The organism is Stenotrophomonas maltophilia group sp. Smal12, assembly GCF_037079935.1.
In the GTDB taxonomy this organism is placed as follows: Bacteria; Pseudomonadota; Gammaproteobacteria; order Xanthomonadales; family Xanthomonadaceae; genus Stenotrophomonas; species Stenotrophomonas sepilia.
In genome coordinates, this window is sequence record NZ_JBAWUK010000016.1 from 40118 (window position 1) to 57146 (window position 17029).

The following is a 17029-nucleotide window of genomic DNA, read 5'->3' on the forward strand; positions in this document are numbered from 1 at the left end:
GAATTCCTCTCAAGGCATGCTTGCGGAAATGTCGCTTTTTGCCCGCCCATGCTGCCCGTATCGTGCAATCCACTCAAGTGGAGGCACGCTCATGAACATCTTCGGCAGCCTGTTGTTCCTGCACGGCCATGTGGCCAACGCCGAGCTGGCACGCCAGCTGGCCAGTCCGTCCACCGACTCCCCTGCGTGCGCGGCGCAACCGGCCGCGCCGGTTCAGCAGCCGGGGACCCGTTGAACGCGGCTCAACCTGTGTACCAGCGTTGGACGTATTCAGGCAGCCAGGGCATTGGATCGATATCCAGTGCCCGGCAACCGTCGAGCGTGTCACGCAGCACGCCCTCGCCGGGGCCACCGGAAATCCGCAGTCCTTCCTCTTCCGGAAGCTGCACCACAGCCCAGTCGTGCAGCCGGTCCATGCGCAGGCGCATCGCCACCTGCAGCCACGCCTTCAGCGGGTAACAGCGATAGCCTTGTTCACCCAACGCAGCAATTGCGAGCGACAAGGCCTGGTTGGCACCACGTACCCATTCAGTACGACCCCCAGCCTTGTGCTGGATCGTCATCGGTGCCGGTGCGCGGTGCGCCTTGAACGGCGAACGCAGCTGCAGCTCCAGATCACGTGCATCACGCTCGCCCTCCGCTTCCACCAGCGCACCGGCATCGAGGTCGAAGAACTCGAACCAGCGCCGATGCAATGCGCTGATGCGTCCGAGCGGATCACGTGAAAAGCCGATCTTCGCGTAGTCCTCCCACGCACACGGGAAGACGTAGGTAAAGACACGACCATCGATGCGGATATCCGATTGCATGTGCGCAGGCTGCCTCCACCTCAGCCCGGGCGCAACCGGGCGCTACCGTGCACGCTGCAGCGCACCGGCAGTGCGGCTTCGTGCAGCCGGCACGAACTATTCTTGCTGACTGTCGCTGCCATCTCCGCCCGCCATGCCGTCTGCTGCGCCCGCCCCCCTACCGATTTCATCCATCACCCTGGAAGCGGCAACCTCTGCGGTGATTCACCAGCACAACGCTGAAACCGCGCGGCAACCGGCATCGCTGACCAAGCTGATGACCGCCTACGCCGCCTATGCGTGCGTCGAAGAGAACGGACGCTCGTGGGACGACCCGGTCACCATCGCCGCCGACGATGTGCATGCCGTGGCCGATGATGAAACGCGCATGGGCCTGGCGCCCGGCGAGACAATCACCCTGGCGCGCCTGCTGGAAGGGTTGATGGTGGTGTCCGGCAATGACGCTGCATTGGCGATCGCGCGCCACCTGGACGGATCGCAGGCCGCATTCCTGGAACGCATGAACCGGCACGCACGCCAGCTCGGGCTGCGCAGCACCTGGTTTGCCAGCGTGTCCGGCATCACCACACCGCACCATGTCTCCAGCGCGCGCGACATGGCGGTGCTGGCCGCCCGCCTGTTGAACGATCATCCGCAGATCCTGGCGATCACCGCGCAGCGCGCGTTCGCCCATGGCAGCTTCAACCGCAGCAACCAGAACGCCCTGCTCGGCGAAGACGGCGTGGACGGCTTGAAGACCGGCTACACCCAGGCCGCAGGCTTCTGCCTGGCCGCCACCGCGTGCCGGCCAGTACCCGGGCGGGACCAGCCGGTACGGCTGATCACCGTGGTGTTGGGCTCTGCAAGCCGCGACGCGCGCGACGCACTGGTGCGCGACCAGTTGGCCGCGGGATTCGCCGCCCTGGCCGGCGGCTGACCGCTCGTGCGGCTCAGCGCCGCTTGACCGTCGCCACGATCAGCCGCTGCAGCTCGGCCACGGCACCGGCCTTGTCCAGCGCGCCGGCAGCCACACCCTCTGAAAGGGCTTCAGCCGCACCGAGGATGGCCCAGCGCCCGGCCAGCGACACCGTGCCGTCGGCCGCGAACGGGCCCAGCCAGACCTGGCAGTTGTCGATGAAATCCTGCTGGTAGCGCCGCCGCACCTCATGCAGTTCCGGCGCCCCCACCAGCGCGGCGAGGATGCCTTGCACTTCACTGCCCTGGCTGAGGACGCAGTCGATGTAGCCGGAGGCGATAGCCGCCGCCCGATCGACCAGTTGCGCCCGGGCGCGACCGATACGCTCGTGGAAGACCACGGTCTGGCGTCCGTCATAGTCATCGTAGAGCGCCGCCAGCAAGCCATTGCGGGTCACGAAGTGATCATAGGCCACAGGCTTGGTCACGCCCGCCGCTTCGGCCAGCCGCCCCAGCGTCAACGCTCCGGTACCTTCTTCGCGGACCAGTGCCCAGGCCACATCCAGCAACTGGCGGGTGCGTTGCTCCCGGGTCATTCGGCGGCGCGTGGGGGTGGCGTTGGCGGGCATCGGCGGAGCACGGCGATCAGCGCATCGGAACACCAATTTTACGGCCGATCGCCAGCGCGGTCTGCAGATGCGCTTCAGCGGCACCGGTATCGGCGTCCAACAGCAGGTGGGACGACAGCACGCGCGCGCCGCAATAGTCGAAGATGCCCATGTCGATCTGGGTCCTCATTGCCGCGTCGTAGCCACGACGTTCGACCATGGCTGCGTCGGCGCCGCCCAAGCCGACCAGATGCACATTCAGGCGCTGCAGCTTCTTCACCAGCCTGCCCTGCGCATCCTGTGCGTAGGCCCAGTCGTTGGTGAACACACGGTCGATCCAGCCTTTCAGCAGCGCCGGGAACGACCACCAGTACAACGGGAACACCAGCACCAGCGTATCGGTGGCATCCAGCCGCGCGTGCTCGGCAGCGACATCGGCCGGTACCGCGCCGGTGCTGCGGAACAACGCCTGGTCCTGCGGGTTGAAGCGCGGATCGAAGCCTTCGGCCATCAGGTCGGCATAGGCCACGGTGTTGCCGGTGTCGGCCGCGGCAATGGCATCACCGATGCGACGCGCCATCGCGTGGGTCAGCGAACCGGGCTCAGGGTGGGCGATGACAATGAGGCTGTGCATGGAGATCTCCAGGAATCTATACTTACTAATGGTAAGTAGCGATTCCGGGGAAACCAGCGCCACCGGTGGGACGCTGTTTTCGCGTCCAACGTATAGTGCAGCGATGCCCTGTGGGACACCCGGAGATGGATCGACGCCTGCCCCTGACGATACTGACGCTGCTGCTGTCGCTGTTGCTGCCATCCGCCTTCGCGGGTGAACTCAGTCCCAGTGACGCGAAGGCCCTGCGCGAAGATGTGCGCGCCCTGATGACTGCCTACGCCCGCGGCGACGCGGACTTCCTCATCGAGCGTACGCATCCCAGCCTCAAGCGGCTGGCCGGCGGCGATGAGGCCTTCCAGGCGATCACCCGCGATGCGTTGAAGAAGCAGCACAGCGGCGGCGTGGTGGTCATCAGCGAAGACGTCGGTGTGCCGACCCGGACCTATGCGGCTGGGGAGGAAGAAGTCTGCTTCGTGCCACGCCAATCCCTGGTACGGGTGCGTGAAACCCCGATGCGCAGCACCACGTTCATGGTGGCCGTGCGCCGCATTGGCGGTTCCGGGTGGACATATCTGGACGGCACGGGGCTGTAGGACAATCCACGCCTGCTTCGCCAACTGCTGCCAGCGTTGGAACCCGGCGTGATCCTGCCCAAGCGGGAGATCGAGGCGTTGTAGTCGCCGGCCCTTCCCGCCATGCAGGGCGCGGGGCTACTGGAACAACGCGTTCAAGGCCGCCCCGGACGCCGCCTGCTGCAGGCCATCGAAGCGTCCGTCCTGCACGATCGGCTGGGTCGCCTGCATCAGTCCAGCCCACGCGGCACGCGCCAGCGCACCGCCCAGGCTGACCCGGCGAACGCCAAGTGCGGCGATGTCCTGCAGGCTCAGTGCTGTGGGGCCAGCGACCAGCAGGTTCACCGGCTTGGAGCCCGCGGCGGCGACCACCGCACTGATCTGCTCGCGCGTACTGATGCCCGGTGCATACAGCACATCGGCTCCGGCCTCGGCATAGGCACGCAGGCGCCGCAGGGTGTCCTGCAGATCCGGTACGCCCACGAAGAAGTTCTCCGCTCGCCCGACCAGCAGCACGTCGCCGCCCGCGCGGTCGATGGCCGCACGCGCCGCGCGCAATCGCTCGACCGCCTGCTCGATGGGCCTCAGTGGTGCATCGGCCAGGCCGCTGGCGTCCTCGATCGACAACGCCGCGATGCCGGTATCGAGCGCCGCGGTCACCGCCTCCTCCACCGCCTGTGGCGTAGCGCCGAAACCATCACCGAAGTCGGCATTCAATGGCAACGGGGTCGCCGCCGCCATCAGTCGCAGGTGCTCCAGCGTGGCCTGCAGCGATACCGCGCCGTCCGGCCGCCCCTCACTCCAGGCGCAGCCGGCACTGGTCGTGGCCAAGGCCTGGAAGCCCTGCCGTTGCAGATAGCGCGCACTGCCGACGTCCCACGGATTGGGCAGCACGAAGCATCCTGCTGCATGCAACTGGCGGAAGCTGGCGCGCTTGCGCAGGGTGTCGGCATGAGGCGAGGCCATGGCGGGCTCCGGGGCGGCAAACCTGCACCCTAGCCCGCCGTTCGGTCGCGCTCAAGGCGACGAAGGCAGCCGTGCATGAAGTGATGCCGGCTGCTTATTGGACGCCACCGGCAGCCGTGCCCGAGCGTGGACGCCTGCCCCCCCAATGCCGCCACGGAGCACCTCATGCACCCGGACCCGCAGCCCCTCATCGACGCGGGCGACGATGACGCCCACCGGGCCGACCTGCTTTCGCCCGCCCGCCGGCGCCTGATCGCGTCGGCCGGCCTGGCCGCCGGCGGCCTGGCCAGCGCGTCCACCGCCACCGCCGCCGCGCGCGTCGGCAGCGCCGTGAACACCACCGAGCCCGGACGACCCGGCTTCCGCGCCATCGTTCCGCCAGCGTCCAAGGGCCGCAGCCCCTGGGGCCAGGCCACGGCCAGCGAACCGACCCCGCGCCCGGCCAGCGTGCGCCCCGGCGAGGCCACGTTGCCCACCGCCCCGCGCGCCTACACCGACATCAAGAGCTACCACGCCCATATCTATTTCGATGAGGACAGCTTCGAGAAGGCAGCCCTGCTGCGGCGCTGGGCCGCCGAGCGCTTCCCGGTGGAGCTGGGCAACTGGAACCTGGAGCCGCGTGGCCCGCACGTCACCCCCTCTTTCTACTTCGGCTTCACCAACGACCTGCTGCCGGTGCTGGTGCCCTGGCTGCAGCTCAACAGCCTGGGGCTGACCATCCTGATCCACCCCAATACCGGCGACGGTCGCGCCGATCACCTGTACTACGCGTTGTGGGTGAACCGCGCTCAGCCGGTGAACGCCTACAACTGGCCGGCGCCGCAGCCGGGGGAACAGGAGCCGTTGGAGGAGGTATTCCCGAACGTGGTGCCGACGGTACCGTTGGAGACCTGAGCGATCAGCTGACAGGCAACTCCCTGGTAAGGGCACAGCGGCTGCGCCCTACGCCTCCTCATCCACGCAGGGTGTGGCTCTGCCGATGAGCGGCCCGGGCGTGATCGTCGGCCTACGTGCTCGCAACCACCGCAAGCACGCCGTTCAGCGCGCCTTGATCCAGCGCCCGCCGTACGGCGACAAGCCCTGCGGCGAATTTCAAACGGACGATTGAAACGCTGCAAACTTCGCCGAACTGGACAGCATCCGCCGGTTCCGCCAGACTGCCGCCCTTTCCCGTCTTCCGGATCCCATGGCGAAGCTGCTGGTCCTGCACGGCCCCAACCTCAACCTGCTCGGCACCCGCGAGCCGGAGGTGTACGGCCACACCACGCTGGCCGACATCGACCAAGCCCTGGCCGCGCAGGCATCCGCTGCCGGGCACGCCGTGGAGAGCCTGCAGTCCAATGCCGAGCATGTGCTGGTCGACCGCGTGCAGGCTGTGCGCAACGACGGAACCGCTTTCATCCTGATCAACCCCGCCGCCTTCACCCACACCTCGGTGGCCCTGCGCGATGCGCTGGCAGCGGTGGCGGTGCCGTTCATCGAGATCCATCTGTCCAACCCGCATACCCGCGAACCCTTCCGCCAGCACAGCTACTTCAGTGACAAGGCGGTGGGCGTGGTGTGCGGCTTCGGTGCCGACAGCTACCGCTACGCGATGGACGCGGCGCTGCTGCGCGTATCCGCCACCTGATTGTCGACCCGGGCGCCCACGGCGCTCTCCTCACCTAGATAGAAACCAAAGAGGCCCTCATGGATCTGCGCAAAATCAAGAAGCTGATCGACCTGCTGGAAGAGTCGAACCTGGCTGAAATCGAAATCAAGGAAGGCGAAGAGTCGGTGCGCCTGTCGCGCGCTCCGGTCGCTGGTTATGCCGCGCCGGTCGCAGCTCCGGTGTACGCCGCCCCGGCGGCGCCGGCGGCGCAGGCGATGCCGATGCAGTCGCCGACCGAAGCGTCCACCGGCGGCACCGCCAAGCCGGGCCCGGCGCTGCCGGAAGGCCATGTGCTGCGCTCGCCGATGGTCGGCACGTTCTATGCCTCGTCCGCCCCGGACAAGCCGGCCTTCGTCACCGTGGGCCAGCAGGTCAAGGAAGGCGAAACCCTGGCCATCATCGAAGCGATGAAGATGTTCAACCCGATCGAAGCCGACACCTCCGGCACCATCGTCGCCATCCTCGGCGAGAACGGCCAGCCGGTGGAGTTCGACCAGCCGCTGTTCGTGATCGGCTGAGGGGCGCGCCATGCTCGACAAAGTCGTCATCGCCAACCGAGGGGAGATCGCGCTGCGCATCCTGCGCGCGTGCCACACCCTCGGCATCCGCACGGTGGCCGTGCATTCCACGGTCGACCGCAACCTCAAGCACGTGGCCATGGCCGACGAGTCGGTCTGCATCGGTCCGGCGCCGTCGCCGCAGAGCTACCTCAACATCCCGGCACTGATCGCCGCCGCTGAAGTCACCGACGCCCAGGCCATCCACCCGGGCTACGGCTTCCTGTCGGAGAACGCCGACTTCGCCGAGCGCGTGGAAGAGTCGGGCTTCATCTTCATCGGCCCCAAGGCTGACACCATCCGCATGATGGGTGACAAGGTCGAAGCCATCCGCGCGATGAAGGCCGCTGGCGTGCCGTGCGTGCCCGGCTCGGGCGGCCCGCTGGGCGACGACATCGTCGCCAACACCAAGATCGCCCGTGAGATCGGTTATCCGGTCATCATCAAGGCGGCCGGCGGCGGTGGTGGCCGTGGCATGCGCGTCGTGCACGCCGAAGCTTCGCTGAAGACCTCGATCGAAACCACCAAGAGCGAGGCCAAGGCCGCGTTCGGCAATGGCGAGGTCTACATGGAGAAGTTCCTGGAGAACCCGCGCCACGTGGAGATCCAGGTGCTGGCCGACGGCCAGGGCAACGCCATCCACCTCGGCGAACGCGACTGCTCGATGCAGCGCCGCCACCAGAAGGTGGTGGAAGAAGCACCGGCACCGGGCATCACCGCCGAACAGCGCGAGCAGATCGGCAAGGTGTGCGTGGAAGCCTGCATCCGCATCGGTTATCGCGGCGCCGGCACCTTCGAGTTCCTGTACGAGGACGGCCGCTTCTACTTCATCGAAATGAACACCCGCATCCAGGTGGAGCATCCGGTCACCGAAATGGTCACCGGCATCGACCTGGTGGCCGAGCAGCTGAAGATCGCCGCTGGCCAGAAGCTGTCGATCAAGCAGAGCGACGTGGTGCTGACCGGCCATGCCATCGAATGCCGCATCAACGCCGAAGACGCTGAGACCTTCGTGCCGAGCCCGGGCACCATCACCGGCTTCCATCCGCCGGGGGGCCCCGGCGTGCGCGTGGATACCCATATCTACAGTGGCTATCGCGTGCCGTCCAACTACGACTCGATGATCGGCAAGCTGATCGTGCACGGCCCGGACCGCGAAACCGCCATCGCCCGCATGCGGGTGGCGCTGAGCGAGATGGTGGTCGATGGCATCAAGACCAACATCGCCCTGCAGCAGCGGATCATGCGCGACAAGGGCTTCCAGGCCGGTGGACAGAACATCCACTACCTGGAAAAGCGCCTTGCCGAGCGCAAGAACAAGCCGATCGCGCTGACCTGATCGTCAGCCGATGCTGGACAAGGAAAGGGCGGGGATATCCCCGCCCTTTTCTGTTTTCCTTCCGGCAGCGCCGAGCCGTTCCCGGCTTGCGGGCGAGTGCAGCCGAGCATGGCTCGGCTCTACTGATGCTGCTTCAGCGCGCGTCCGCCGCCGTCGCCGGAATCTGCGAATTGGCCAGCGGCCGCACGCCATTGGGCGAGGCTGGATCGACGATCACCATGGTCTCGGTCGAGCCATCCGGCCACACTACCTGGAAGGTGCTGCCAGCCGGCAGTGAAGCGAACGGCATGCCCGTCTGCGCGCGATAGACCGCAGCGACCTGGCTGGCGCCGGCGCGGCGCACGTCTTCCTGCGCCTTCACCGTGGTCAGTTCCACCTTCGACAGATGCCGGTACCGATCCTCGTAGGTATCGATCATCAGCAGGCCGACCGCACCGGCAGAGTAGGCCACGAACAGCGCCACCCAGAACCAGAACTTGGCCCCATGCAGGAATCGACGGTAATTCATCGCCCGTCCCTCTTTCCAATCAATCGCTTGATCCATTCCTTCATTTTCCCAGCACCTTGCCGCGATACCGCAGCGTCATACACGAAATCCCGGAAATCCTGCGCTCCATCCTGCGAACAGATCCCTCCGTTCGCACAAAAACTGTTGACCAGCACGCTGTCCGCTCCACACGGTAGACCGAGTTCGCAGGCCGCAAGCCGCCATGCAAGCTCACTGAGCTGTTCGCCCGCCACCAGGCCGTCGAGTGCGCTGTCACCGGCGGCACGCACGCCCATGCCCGGCGCGATCGCCATATAGGCCTCCGGGTCACGCGAAGTGCGCACGCGCTCGACCAGGTCGCGGCGGTACTCGGCACTGTCATGCAACGGCTCACCCTCGGCGAACAGCGATGCTTCTGCGGCCAGATTGCCCTGCGCGGCCGCCTTGCGGCGTTCGGCCAGCACCAGCGCAGCGCCCAGCTTGTCGCCCGGAACGAAGCCGCCACACCGCTGCGCCACGCGCTCGCGGGCCTCGATCATCGCCGGCGCCGCGGTCAGGCCCAACCCGCTCAACACGTTGTTGTCCAAGCGGTAACCACCCGGATCGAGTGCGTACTGCGCGCAATAGTCATACACGCGGCTGAGCATCCAGCGCGCTTCATGGTTACCGGTATCGGCCTGCACGCGCAGTCGCTGGGCGTAGGCGTACAGATCGCTGGCATCTTCGATGTCAGCGCGGAGGTCCAGCGGCAGGCCCGACGGCAGCGTGTTGCCGCGCTCGACGGTGGCCAGCCGGCGCGCCAGGGCTTCCGGCACCACCGGCAACGCCGCTCCGCTGTCGCGGCTGGCCACGACGGTCGGCAGGTCCGGCGACGGTGATGCCACGCCCGCCGCATGGCCGCTGGCCCGGTACCCGGCCACGCCCAGCACGGCCACCGCCGGCAGCACGAGCAACCAGGTTTTCAGGGTCGGGGCGAAGGCCATCGGCGGCGGTGAGCGTTCACGGCGCACAGGAAAGTGCCGAGTTTAGCAAGGCCCGGCAGGCCTGTCTGAACTGCCCCCGTTCATCTCAAGATGGCATCTCACGCGATACGGAGACGCTCCGATGGTCTAGCATGGCCCCCTTTCCCGTGATTGCCCCCACCGCCATGCCGTTCCTGGAACTGACCCTGCGCTGCACCGAAGCCACCCAGCCCCGCTATGAAAATGCGCTGGAGGACGTCGGCGCACTGGCTGTGACCCTGCTCGATGCCGAAGCCGACACCAGCAACGAACAGGCCATCCTCGAACCCGGCGTGGGTGAAACGCCGCTGTGGGACACCCTGGTGCTGAGCGCACTGTTCCCCGCCGACAGCAATGCGCTTTTGCTGCTGGCCGCGCTGGAATCGTTCGATCCGGAACTGGACTGGAGCAACGGCAGCTTCCGCGCCGTCGAGGATGAAGACTGGGAACGCGCCTGGCTGGACCAGTTCCAGCCGATGGATTTCGGCAGCCGTACCTGGATCGTGCCGTGGAACCATGAACTGCCGGACGCCGCGCAGGCCGCCGATGCCGCCGTGGTGCGGCTGGACCCGGGCCTGGCCTTCGGCTCGGGCACCCACCCGACCACCGCCCTGTGCCTGCGCTGGCTGGACCAGCTGGCCGTGGACGGCCAGTTGCAGGGCCAGCGCGTGCTCGACTTCGGCTGCGGCTCGGGCATCCTCGCCCTGGCCGCGCTGAAGCTGGGTGCCGCCGAAGCGGTCGGCGTGGACAACGATCCACAGGCGCTGGTCGCCACCGCCGACAATGCCGAGCGCAACGGCGAGCAGGCGCGCATGCACGTGTACCTGCCGCAGGACGAACCGGTCGCCACCTACCCGATCGTGGTCGCCAACATCCTTGCCTCGGCACTGGACGCGTTGGCCGAGCTGCTGGCCGCGCGCGTCGCTGCCGGCGGCCGCATCGCCCTGTCCGGCATCCTGCATGGCCAGGAAGGCGAACTGCTGCAGCGCTACGCCGCGTGGTTCGACGACCTGCAGGCGACCCAGGATGGCGACTGGATGCGCATCACCGGCATACGCCGCGCCTGATCGTGATTGAATGACCGCTGGATCCGAGCCCGCACCCTGAGCATGTCCGAGCCGAACCCGCCGCGCCGCCCCTTGGCCACCTTCCTGCGCCCCACGTCGGAAGGCGAGGCTGCACCTGCGACCGATTCACGCACGCCCGACCCGGCGATGCAGGACATCCCGCCAGCCCAAGCCCGCGCCCCCCTCGAAGCGGCGCTGCCACCGATGGCGGAAACGCGACCGAGCGATGACATCGTCAACCCCGACGAAGCGGCCGTGATCGAACCCGTCCTTGCCGTTCCGGCCCCGCAGGCCGTGGCTGGGGATGCACCCAGTTTCCTGGGCACCTCGCGGCCACGCGCACTGCCGACGCCACGCTGGCACTGGGGGCTGGTCGCCGGACTGGCACTGCTGCTGGTCCTGCAGAGCGTGCTGGCCGATCGAGCGCGACTGGCCGCCGACGCCGGCAACCGCGCCTGGCTGGGCGCACTGTGCGGCGTATTGCGCTGCAACCTGCCGGCCTGGCATGAACCCACCGCGTTCACCATGACCAGCCGCGAGATCCGCCCCCTGCCGGGCCAGGCCGGCGTACTGCAGGTGCAGGCCAGCATCCGCAACGATGCACGCTGGGCACAGGCCTGGCCGGATCTGCGCCTGTCGCTGTCCGATGCCGATGGCCGGGTGATCGGCAGTGGCGTGTTCGCACCGGCGCAGTACCTTGGCGAAAACCCCGGCGCGGCCGTGCTGGAACCGGGCCAGAGTGCACGCATTGCGTTCCGCGTGCAGGAACCCGCCGCATCCACCGTCGCATTCACCTTCGACTTCCTCTGAGCAGGATAGAGGCGACCAGCCGTGGCAGGTCGGGCACGCTCGCGCTAGACTGGCCGCCACCACCTCGTCCGGCCGCGCGCTCCGCGCGCACGGGCCAACCGAATCGGGAATCCCCTTGAACGCTGTCCTCTCTCGTCCTGACAACAGTCGTGGCGCTCCCCGGCCACCGCTGCGTGAACACGTCGCCCAGTCCGTGCGCCGCTACCTGCGTGACCTTGATGGCTGCGACGCGGACGATGTCTACGAGATCGTGCTGCGCGAGATGGAAATCCCGCTGTTCGTGGAAGTGCTCAACCACTGCGAAGGCAACCAGAGCCGTGCCGCGGCGATGCTGGGCATCCACCGCGCCACCCTGCGCAAGAAGCTGAAGGAATACGGCATCAGCGCGTAAGCGCGCGTGGGTCGTGCCGGCCGCTGGCCGGCAATCCCATGAACGATGGCAGGACCGGTGGATCCACGCCATGCGTGGATCGAAGCCCGGCAGAATCAGCTGCCTCCGCCCGCCTTCCAGTAGTACCTCACCACATGGAAGAACACGGGCGCGGCGAAGCACACCGAATCCAGCCGGTCGAGCATGCCGCCATGGCCCTCGATCATGTGGCCCCAGTCCTTGATGCCACGGTCGCGCTTGATCGCCGACATCACCAGGCCGCCCCAGAACCCCATCAGGTTGATCAGCAGCGACAGGCCGAACGCCTGCAGCGGCGTGAACGGGGTGATCCACCACAGCGCCGCTCCCAGCGCGCTGGCACTCAGCACGCCGCCCACGAAGCCCTCCACCGTCTTCGACGGCGACAGCTTCGGGGCGATCAGGTGCCGGCCCAGCAGCTTGCCCCAGATGTACTGCAGCACATCCGAGGACTGCACCACGATCACCAGGAAGGCAAACAGCAGCACGTTGCGCGCCGGATCATGCCCGGGCACATGCAGGTTGAGCAGCAGCGGCACATGCGAGATGCAGAACACGCAGATCATCAGCCCCCACTGCACCTTCGCCGTCCGCTCCAGGTAGTGCGTGGTATCGCCACCGATGGTGGACAGGATCGGCAGGAACAGGAACGCGTAGACCGGAATCAGCAGCGTGTACATGCCGTACCAGTCGATCCACACCAGGTAGTACTGCCACGGCAGCACGATGTAGAACGCGGCCAGCAGCGCGTAGTAGTCGCCCGAGCGGGTCGGTGCCAGAGTGATGAACTCGCGCAGCGCGAACAGCGAGATGATCGCAAACAGTACGATCACCCCCGCGCGACCAAAGAACAGCGCCAGCCCGACCACGATCGCCATCACCCACCAGGCGCGGATGCGCGACACCAGGTTGGCGATCACTGCACTGGGCTGCCCACGCTGCCGCCAGCGCAGGGTCTCGGCCACCAGCGTGGCCAGCACCAGCACCGCGCCGACGCCGGCAAACAGCAGGCCGGTCTGCTGGCCCGCGCTGCGCGCGGCCAGGTCACCGGACACGTCCATCAGATAGCTCATGCGCGCCCTCCATTCGGCGCCAGGTCCAGCAGCGCCTGCCGGCTGCGGGCCAGGAATGCGGCCTTGTCCTCGTCGGCCTGCAGCCGCAGCGGCGTGCCGAACGTAGCCGTGCACAGCAGCGGCAGCGGCAGGAACCGGCCCTTCGGCATCACCCGCTTCAGGTTGTCGATCCACACCGGCACGAACTCCAGCTCCGGCCGTTGCCGCGCCAGGTGGTAGATGCCGCTCTTGAACGGCAGCAGCGGCTCATCGCCCACATTGCGCGTGCCTTCCGGGAACAGGATCAGCGAGCACTCTTCGTCGACCGCATCGCGCAGCACCTGCAACGGGTCCTGCTGGCGATGCCCGGCCTCACGCTCTACCAGTACACCGTTGAATACCGCATCGATCAGGTAGCGGCGCAGGCGGTCGCGCTGCCAGTATTCGGCGGCGGCCACCGGGCGTACCTGTCGCCGCAGCGCGGGCGGCATCGACGACCAGATCAGCACGAAGTCACCATGGCTGGCGTGGTTGCCGTAGTACACGCGGCGCTCGCTGGACGGCGCACAGCCGATCCACAGCGCACGGGCGCCGGTCACCACGTGGATCGCGCCACTGCAGGCGCGTGCAATCAGTTCGGCGAACATCGGCCCCTCCCGTTCACGTCTGCGGCCACACTACGGCCAGCACCAGTAGTGCGGCCTGCACTGCTGTCAGCAGGTACTGGCGCAGCAGCAGCCGGCGCATGCCGGCCCAACGCACGTCCCAGCCGCGCAGCGGCGCATCGGCCGGTGTGCGGCGCAGGCCACTGTCCTGCAGCAGCTGGTCGGTACGGCGTGCAGCGGCTTCGCCATCCAGGCCTTCATCGCACAACAGCTGCAGCAGGCTCGCGTCCAGCCCGACCCGCCATGCATGGTAGGCCTGCATGAGCCCAGCGCCCACACTGAGCAGCAACAGCCCGGCGGCGATCATCGCCAACCCCGCTTCGATGCCCAGCAGCAGCAGCGCTACCAGCAGCAGCCCGAGTGACAGCAGCGCGGGCCAGCGTCCCTGGCGCAGCAGCAGCTGCATGGTCGCCAGTTCGGGAACGGCACTCATGCGCGCCCTCCAGCCGCTGCGGTGATGGCTTGCAGATGCTCCGGGCCCAGCACGATGCCGGGGCGTGCCGCACGCACGATGGCGACCGCCGCCTCGACTTCCGCGGCACGGCCCGTGCGCAGCAGCCACGTCGCCACGCTGGCGGCACTGCGTGAGTAACCCAATGCGCAGCACACCAGCAGCGGTCCTTGTACCCGCAGCCGTTCGATGGCCTCGGCGGCCTCGCACAACTGGTGCGGCGTGGGCACCACCAGATCCAGCATCGGCACGCTGGCATACGCCGCGCCCGGCGCGCGGCAGGACAGCTCGGCGCAGGCATCGATCACGCCCACCAAAGGTGCCGGCAATACCGTGCAGGGAATCCGGCCCAGCCACACGCCGTCCAGCACCGGCACCGGCTGCGGCGCACGCCGTGTCCACAGCCGCGAGTTGATCCAGGCGGCGCCCAGGTACGGTGCCAGCAGCCAGCGTGCCGCCATGGTCAGGCGACCATCGGCGCGCTTCTGGAACACCGCCGTACCCAGACCGGCATACGCCAGCGCCACCAGCAGCAGCGACACCACCGGCCACAGCAGCCACAACGCCGTACCCCGCAGCAGGACCACCGGCACCAGCAGCACAGCGGCCCCCAGCAGGTACAGCGCAGCCAATCGCCACCGCTTGGCATGCCGCACGATGCGCCAGGCACGCAGCGGTGGCGTGCCCTGCTCCGGCCACAACCACACGCACAGCCAGCCGGCCAGCAGGCCGGTCGGGATGTCGATGAAATGATGCTGGAACGTGGTCAGCACCGAGACGCCGATCAGCAGCGCCCACACATGCAGTACCCAGCGCCAGGCACCGTGCAGGTACTGCGCGAACTTCACCCACAGCACGATCAGCAGCACGATGTGCAGCGATGGCGCCTGGTTGAACGGCTTGTCGAAACCCAGCAGCACATCGAACAGCCAGCCGAACACACCGCCGATCTCCGGCCGCTCGAAACTGAAGCGCAGCGGCCACAGCAGGAAGCAGCTCACGGCGATCAGCTGTGCACTGAACAGCCGCAATGCGTGCCGGTCCAGTTCGAGGCGCTGCCGGCACAGGAAGAAGGAGACCGCGTAGAACAGGTCGATCGACCAGTACGGCACGATCGTCCATGGCACGAACGGAATCTGCGTTTCCCAACCGAACGCCATCACCGGCAGTTCGGCGTGGCGGCCGGCCATCCAGTTGGCGAAGCCGTAGCTGGCAAAGAAGAACGGGCCCAGCAGGGCCAGCCACAGCAGCGCGCGCCGCCAGGGGCGCCCCGCCGTGGCAAGCGGAGTTGCAGCCAGCGTCGCCATCACGCGGTCCGGCGTGCCAGCGACACAGTGAAGATGCCGAAGTCATCGATGCGCTGCGTCACTTTCTCGAACCCGGCCAGGCGCACCAGTTCATCCATTTCCTGCTGGGTGCGGCGGCGCATCACCCAAGCAGCGCCACCACGATGACTGGTCAGCGCGCGGGCGATGAACTCCAGCTGCGGGTGCCAGGGCTGGCCGGTGTAGGCCAGGTAGCCACCCATCGGCACCGTTGCGGCGATGCCCTGCAGCGAGCGCAGCACGGCGTCGTTGTCGGGGAACAGTTCGTACAGGCCCGATACCACCGCCAGCGTCGGCGCCGGGTCGACCTGCGCCAGCTGCACCGGATCGAACGCATCGCCCTGTTCGAAACGGGCGATGTCGGACGCACCGAGGCGCTCGATCAACGCCTGGCCCTGGGTCACGTTCAGACCGCTGAAGTCGCGCAGCACGATGCGCTCGGCGCGTTGCTCGCCCTGGCCCAGCGCTTCCAGTACATAACGGCCATGGCCAGCGGCCACGTCCAGCACGCGCACCGGCATGCCCTGCCCACGCAGGCACTGGGCGGCATCGCGCAGCAGTTCCTGCAGGTGCCGACCGCGAATGCGGATGCCGCGCCAGCCGATCGCATCCAGGTAGTTGCGGTCGACCAGGCGACCCAACGGGCCTTTGCCACGTGCTTCGTCGCGATAGATGTAGTCCAGCGTGCTGCCCGAATCGAAACCGGTCTGCAGGCCCAGTGCAATGCCTTCGGACAGTCTGCCGCCAAAGCGCAGGCCACCGCGCACCACGCGCCAGCGAAGATCGGCCAGGCTGTTGCGCTCGGGCGGCCAGGCCAGGATTTCAGACTCTTCAAATGTCGGCCCATGGCGGTGCGCATCGCGGCGCGACAGCTCGCGCAACGGCTCGGCGAAACGCGCCTGGATGAAGCTGCGGATGCGCGCCAGTGCCGGTGCCCGATCACGCTCGCCCAGCGTGTCGTGGAAGAAGCCCGGCAGATGCACGCGCTCCTTGATCGGGCTGGACAGGCGCTCGTAGAAGCGGTCCTGCGGGCCACGGTGCACGACGAAGTCCGAGCCGGACACCAGCAGCTGCACCGGCACGCTGATCGCCTGCGCATCGGCGACGATGCGATCGGCCGCCTCGTACAGGCCCAGCAGCACCCGCACCGAGATTGGCCGGGTGATCAGCGGATCGGTGCGGTAGCTTTCCACCCGCGCCGGATCGTGGGTCAGCCATTGCGGCTTGACGTAACTGTTGACGAAGAAGTTGCCGCGCAGCTTCTGCATCAAGGCCAGGCCCGGGCGTGCGAACGGCACGTACAGCTTCACTTTGAACGCCGGCGAGGCCATCACCAGCGCGCGCAGGCGTGGCGCGTAGTCGTGCACCCAGGTGGCGGCGACCACGGCACCCACGCTCTGCGCGATCACCACGATGTCTTCCACCGCGATCCCGTGCTCGGCGCCGATGTGGGCGATGAAGCTGTCCAGGTCGCGCACCAGCGCCGGAAAGCCCGGTGCATCGCCACGCGCGCCCGGCGAGCGGCCATTGCCGCGCGCATCCCAGGCGAAGAAGGCGGTGTCAGGCAGGTCCAGCTCATCGACCAGGTGGGTAACACGCCCGGAGTGCTCGTGCCCGCGGTGCAGCAGCACGATGGCCCGGGTGGCCGGGGTGGCGGTGGTGCCGGCCCAGTACCGGTAGAACAGCGGTACCTGGTCGAAGCTGTGGAATTCCCGTTCCTTCGCCTGACGCATGCAATCTCCTGATTGTC

Annotated in this window: 20 protein-coding genes and 1 pseudogene; 10 read left to right on the plus strand and 11 right to left on the minus strand. The window is 67.6% G+C overall.

The window, feature by feature from the left end:
- Window positions 1-91 precede the first annotated feature (91 nt).
- Entirely contained in the window at window positions 92-235 is a 144-nt protein-coding gene (locus WDC87_RS09255) for a hypothetical protein (RefSeq protein WP_176698770.1), read from the plus strand.
- A gap of 7 nt (window positions 236-242) precedes the next feature.
- Here the strand turns inward: WDC87_RS09255 and WDC87_RS09260 are convergent, their stop codons facing one another.
- Window positions 243-809: a GIY-YIG nuclease family protein gene (locus WDC87_RS09260; protein WP_072167283.1), complete on the minus strand. Its 567-nt coding sequence runs from the start codon at window positions 807-809 to the stop codon at window positions 243-245.
- A 133-nt stretch (window positions 810-942) separates the two neighbouring features.
- On the opposite strand from WDC87_RS09260, the gene WDC87_RS09265 reads away from it, so the two are divergent.
- The gene (locus WDC87_RS09265; RefSeq protein WP_072167284.1) at window positions 943-1725 is read left to right on the plus strand and encodes a D-alanyl-D-alanine carboxypeptidase family protein; all 783 of its coding nucleotides are present in this window, start codon (window positions 943-945) and stop codon (window positions 1723-1725) included.
- Between the two features lie 13 nt (window positions 1726-1738).
- Here the strand turns inward: WDC87_RS09265 and WDC87_RS09270 are convergent, their stop codons facing one another.
- Together WDC87_RS09270 and WDC87_RS09275 are read right to left on the minus strand one after the other, a co-directional pair.
- On the minus strand, window positions 1739-2332 hold the full coding sequence (locus tag WDC87_RS09270) for a TetR/AcrR family transcriptional regulator (RefSeq protein ID WP_065178823.1): 594 nt from the start codon (window positions 2330-2332) through the stop codon (window positions 1739-1741).
- A 16-nt stretch (window positions 2333-2348) separates the two neighbouring features.
- Entirely contained in the window at window positions 2349-2945 is a 597-nt protein-coding gene (locus tag WDC87_RS09275; RefSeq protein WP_072167285.1) for an NAD(P)H-dependent oxidoreductase, read from the minus strand.
- 125 nt (window positions 2946-3070) lie between these two features.
- Here WDC87_RS09275 and WDC87_RS09280 point away from each other — a divergent pair.
- Window positions 3071-3604, plus strand: a pseudogene (locus tag WDC87_RS09280) (hypothetical protein).
- 33 nt (window positions 3605-3637) lie between these two features.
- On the opposite strand, the gene WDC87_RS09285 reads toward WDC87_RS09280, so the two are convergent.
- Complete coding sequence (locus WDC87_RS09285; protein WP_252745369.1) at window positions 3638-4465, minus strand: isocitrate lyase/phosphoenolpyruvate mutase family protein; 828 nt, start codon at window positions 4463-4465, stop codon at window positions 3638-3640.
- A gap of 165 nt (window positions 4466-4630) precedes the next feature.
- On the opposite strand from WDC87_RS09285, the gene WDC87_RS09290 reads away from it, so the two are divergent.
- The 4 genes from WDC87_RS09290 to accC all read left to right on the plus strand — a co-directional run bounded on the left by WDC87_RS09290 (window position 4631) and on the right by accC (window position 8012).
- Window positions 4631-5359, plus strand: a complete 729-nt coding sequence (locus tag WDC87_RS09290; protein WP_252745370.1) for a DOPA 4,5-dioxygenase family protein — start codon at window positions 4631-4633, stop codon at window positions 5357-5359.
- A gap of 292 nt (window positions 5360-5651) precedes the next feature.
- Entirely contained in the window at window positions 5652-6095 is a 444-nt protein-coding gene (gene aroQ / locus WDC87_RS09295; RefSeq protein ID WP_053498267.1) for a type II 3-dehydroquinate dehydratase, read from the plus strand.
- Window positions 6096-6154: 59 nt separating this feature from the next.
- On the plus strand, window positions 6155-6634 hold the full coding sequence (gene accB, locus WDC87_RS09300) for an acetyl-CoA carboxylase biotin carboxyl carrier protein (RefSeq protein ID WP_019660824.1): 480 nt from the start codon (window positions 6155-6157) through the stop codon (window positions 6632-6634).
- A gap of 10 nt (window positions 6635-6644) precedes the next feature.
- Window positions 6645-8012, plus strand: a complete 1368-nt coding sequence (accC, locus tag WDC87_RS09305; protein WP_065178826.1) for an acetyl-CoA carboxylase biotin carboxylase subunit — start codon at window positions 6645-6647, stop codon at window positions 8010-8012.
- 133 nt (window positions 8013-8145) lie between these two features.
- Here accC and WDC87_RS09310 read toward each other — a convergent pair whose 3' ends face one another.
- Window positions 8146-8520, minus strand: a complete 375-nt coding sequence (locus WDC87_RS09310) for a hypothetical protein (protein WP_072167288.1) — start codon at window positions 8518-8520, stop codon at window positions 8146-8148.
- A complete protein-coding gene (locus WDC87_RS09315) occupies window positions 8517-9482 on the minus strand; it encodes a hypothetical protein (protein WP_065178827.1) in 966 nt (321 codons plus the stop codon). The genes WDC87_RS09310 and WDC87_RS09315 overlap by 4 nt, the downstream gene beginning before the upstream one ends.
- Window positions 9483-9646: 164 nt before the next feature.
- Here WDC87_RS09315 and prmA point away from each other — a divergent pair, with 164 nt between their 5' ends.
- The 3 genes from prmA (at window position 9647) to fis (ending at window position 11768) form a co-directional block, all read left to right on the plus strand.
- Complete coding sequence (gene prmA, locus WDC87_RS09320) at window positions 9647-10567, plus strand: 50S ribosomal protein L11 methyltransferase (RefSeq protein ID WP_072167303.1); 921 nt, start codon at window positions 9647-9649, stop codon at window positions 10565-10567.
- A gap of 42 nt (window positions 10568-10609) precedes the next feature.
- Window positions 10610-11377, plus strand: coding sequence for a DUF3426 domain-containing protein (locus WDC87_RS09325; RefSeq protein ID WP_072167290.1), 768 nt, complete (start codon window positions 10610-10612; stop codon window positions 11375-11377).
- Window positions 11378-11492: 115 nt separating this feature from the next.
- Complete coding sequence (gene fis / locus WDC87_RS09330) at window positions 11493-11768, plus strand: DNA-binding transcriptional regulator Fis (RefSeq protein ID WP_005419706.1); 276 nt, start codon at window positions 11493-11495, stop codon at window positions 11766-11768.
- A gap of 95 nt (window positions 11769-11863) precedes the next feature.
- On the opposite strand, the gene WDC87_RS09335 is transcribed toward fis, so the two are convergent.
- Genes WDC87_RS09335 through WDC87_RS09355 form a run of 5 tightly spaced genes read right to left on the minus strand, consistent with a single transcriptional unit; the run spans window position 11864 to window position 17012 of the window.
- On the minus strand, window positions 11864-12859 hold the full coding sequence (locus WDC87_RS09335) for a phosphatidate cytidylyltransferase (protein WP_252745371.1): 996 nt from the start codon (window positions 12857-12859) through the stop codon (window positions 11864-11866).
- Window positions 12856-13485, minus strand: a complete 630-nt coding sequence (locus WDC87_RS09340; protein WP_072167292.1) for a lysophospholipid acyltransferase family protein — start codon at window positions 13483-13485, stop codon at window positions 12856-12858. Before WDC87_RS09340 ends, WDC87_RS09335 begins: the two co-directional genes overlap by 4 nt.
- Before the next feature lie 13 nt (window positions 13486-13498).
- Window positions 13499-13936 (minus strand): hypothetical protein, encoded by a 438-nt coding sequence (locus WDC87_RS09345; protein ID WP_188240565.1) that lies wholly within the window; start codon window positions 13934-13936, stop codon window positions 13499-13501.
- Window positions 13933-15261, minus strand: a complete 1329-nt coding sequence (locus tag WDC87_RS09350; protein WP_252745373.1) for a phosphatase PAP2/dual specificity phosphatase family protein — start codon at window positions 15259-15261, stop codon at window positions 13933-13935. The genes WDC87_RS09345 and WDC87_RS09350 overlap by 4 nt, the downstream gene beginning before the upstream one ends.
- On the minus strand, window positions 15261-17012 hold the full coding sequence (locus WDC87_RS09355; protein WP_252745374.1) for a bifunctional alpha/beta hydrolase/class I SAM-dependent methyltransferase: 1752 nt from the start codon (window positions 17010-17012) through the stop codon (window positions 15261-15263). The genes WDC87_RS09350 and WDC87_RS09355 overlap by 1 nt, the downstream gene beginning before the upstream one ends.
- Between the last annotated feature and the right edge of the window lie 17 nt (window positions 17013-17029).

Excerpts from the sequence above, each read along its gene's own strand:
- WDC87_RS09255 (WP_176698770.1), top strand. The coding sequence starts at position 92 with ATGAACATCTTCGGCAGCCTGTTGTTCCTGCACGGCCATGTGGCCAAC.
- WDC87_RS09260 (WP_072167283.1), bottom strand. The coding sequence starts at position 809 with ATGCAATCGGATATCCGCATCGATGGTCGTGTCTTTACCTACGTCTTC.
- WDC87_RS09265 (WP_072167284.1), top strand. The coding sequence starts at position 943 with ATGCCGTCTGCTGCGCCCGCCCCCCTACCGATTTCATCCATCACCCTG.
- WDC87_RS09270 (WP_065178823.1), bottom strand. The coding sequence starts at position 2,332 with ATGCCCGCCAACGCCACCCCCACGCGCCGCCGAATGACCCGGGAGCAA.
- WDC87_RS09275 (WP_072167285.1), bottom strand. The coding sequence starts at position 2,945 with ATGCACAGCCTCATTGTCATCGCCCACCCTGAGCCCGGTTCGCTGACC.
- WDC87_RS09285 (WP_252745369.1), bottom strand. The coding sequence starts at position 4,465 with ATGGCCTCGCCTCATGCCGACACCCTGCGCAAGCGCGCCAGCTTCCGC.
- WDC87_RS09290 (WP_252745370.1), top strand. The coding sequence starts at position 4,631 with ATGCACCCGGACCCGCAGCCCCTCATCGACGCGGGCGACGATGACGCC.
- aroQ (WP_053498267.1), top strand. The coding sequence starts at position 5,652 with ATGGCGAAGCTGCTGGTCCTGCACGGCCCCAACCTCAACCTGCTCGGC.
- accB (WP_019660824.1), top strand. The coding sequence starts at position 6,155 with ATGGATCTGCGCAAAATCAAGAAGCTGATCGACCTGCTGGAAGAGTCG.
- accC (WP_065178826.1), top strand. The coding sequence starts at position 6,645 with ATGCTCGACAAAGTCGTCATCGCCAACCGAGGGGAGATCGCGCTGCGC.
- WDC87_RS09310 (WP_072167288.1), bottom strand. The coding sequence starts at position 8,520 with ATGAATTACCGTCGATTCCTGCATGGGGCCAAGTTCTGGTTCTGGGTG.
- WDC87_RS09315 (WP_065178827.1), bottom strand. The coding sequence starts at position 9,482 with ATGGCCTTCGCCCCGACCCTGAAAACCTGGTTGCTCGTGCTGCCGGCG.
- prmA (WP_072167303.1), top strand. The coding sequence starts at position 9,647 with ATGCCGTTCCTGGAACTGACCCTGCGCTGCACCGAAGCCACCCAGCCC.
- WDC87_RS09325 (WP_072167290.1), top strand. The coding sequence starts at position 10,610 with ATGTCCGAGCCGAACCCGCCGCGCCGCCCCTTGGCCACCTTCCTGCGC.
- WDC87_RS09335 (WP_252745371.1), bottom strand. The coding sequence starts at position 12,859 with ATGAGCTATCTGATGGACGTGTCCGGTGACCTGGCCGCGCGCAGCGCG.
- WDC87_RS09340 (WP_072167292.1), bottom strand. The coding sequence starts at position 13,485 with ATGTTCGCCGAACTGATTGCACGCGCCTGCAGTGGCGCGATCCACGTG.
- WDC87_RS09345 (WP_188240565.1), bottom strand. The coding sequence starts at position 13,936 with ATGAGTGCCGTTCCCGAACTGGCGACCATGCAGCTGCTGCTGCGCCAG.
- WDC87_RS09350 (WP_252745373.1), bottom strand. The coding sequence starts at position 15,261 with ATGGCGACGCTGGCTGCAACTCCGCTTGCCACGGCGGGGCGCCCCTGG.
- WDC87_RS09355 (WP_252745374.1), bottom strand. The coding sequence starts at position 17,012 with ATGCGTCAGGCGAAGGAACGGGAATTCCACAGCTTCGACCAGGTACCG.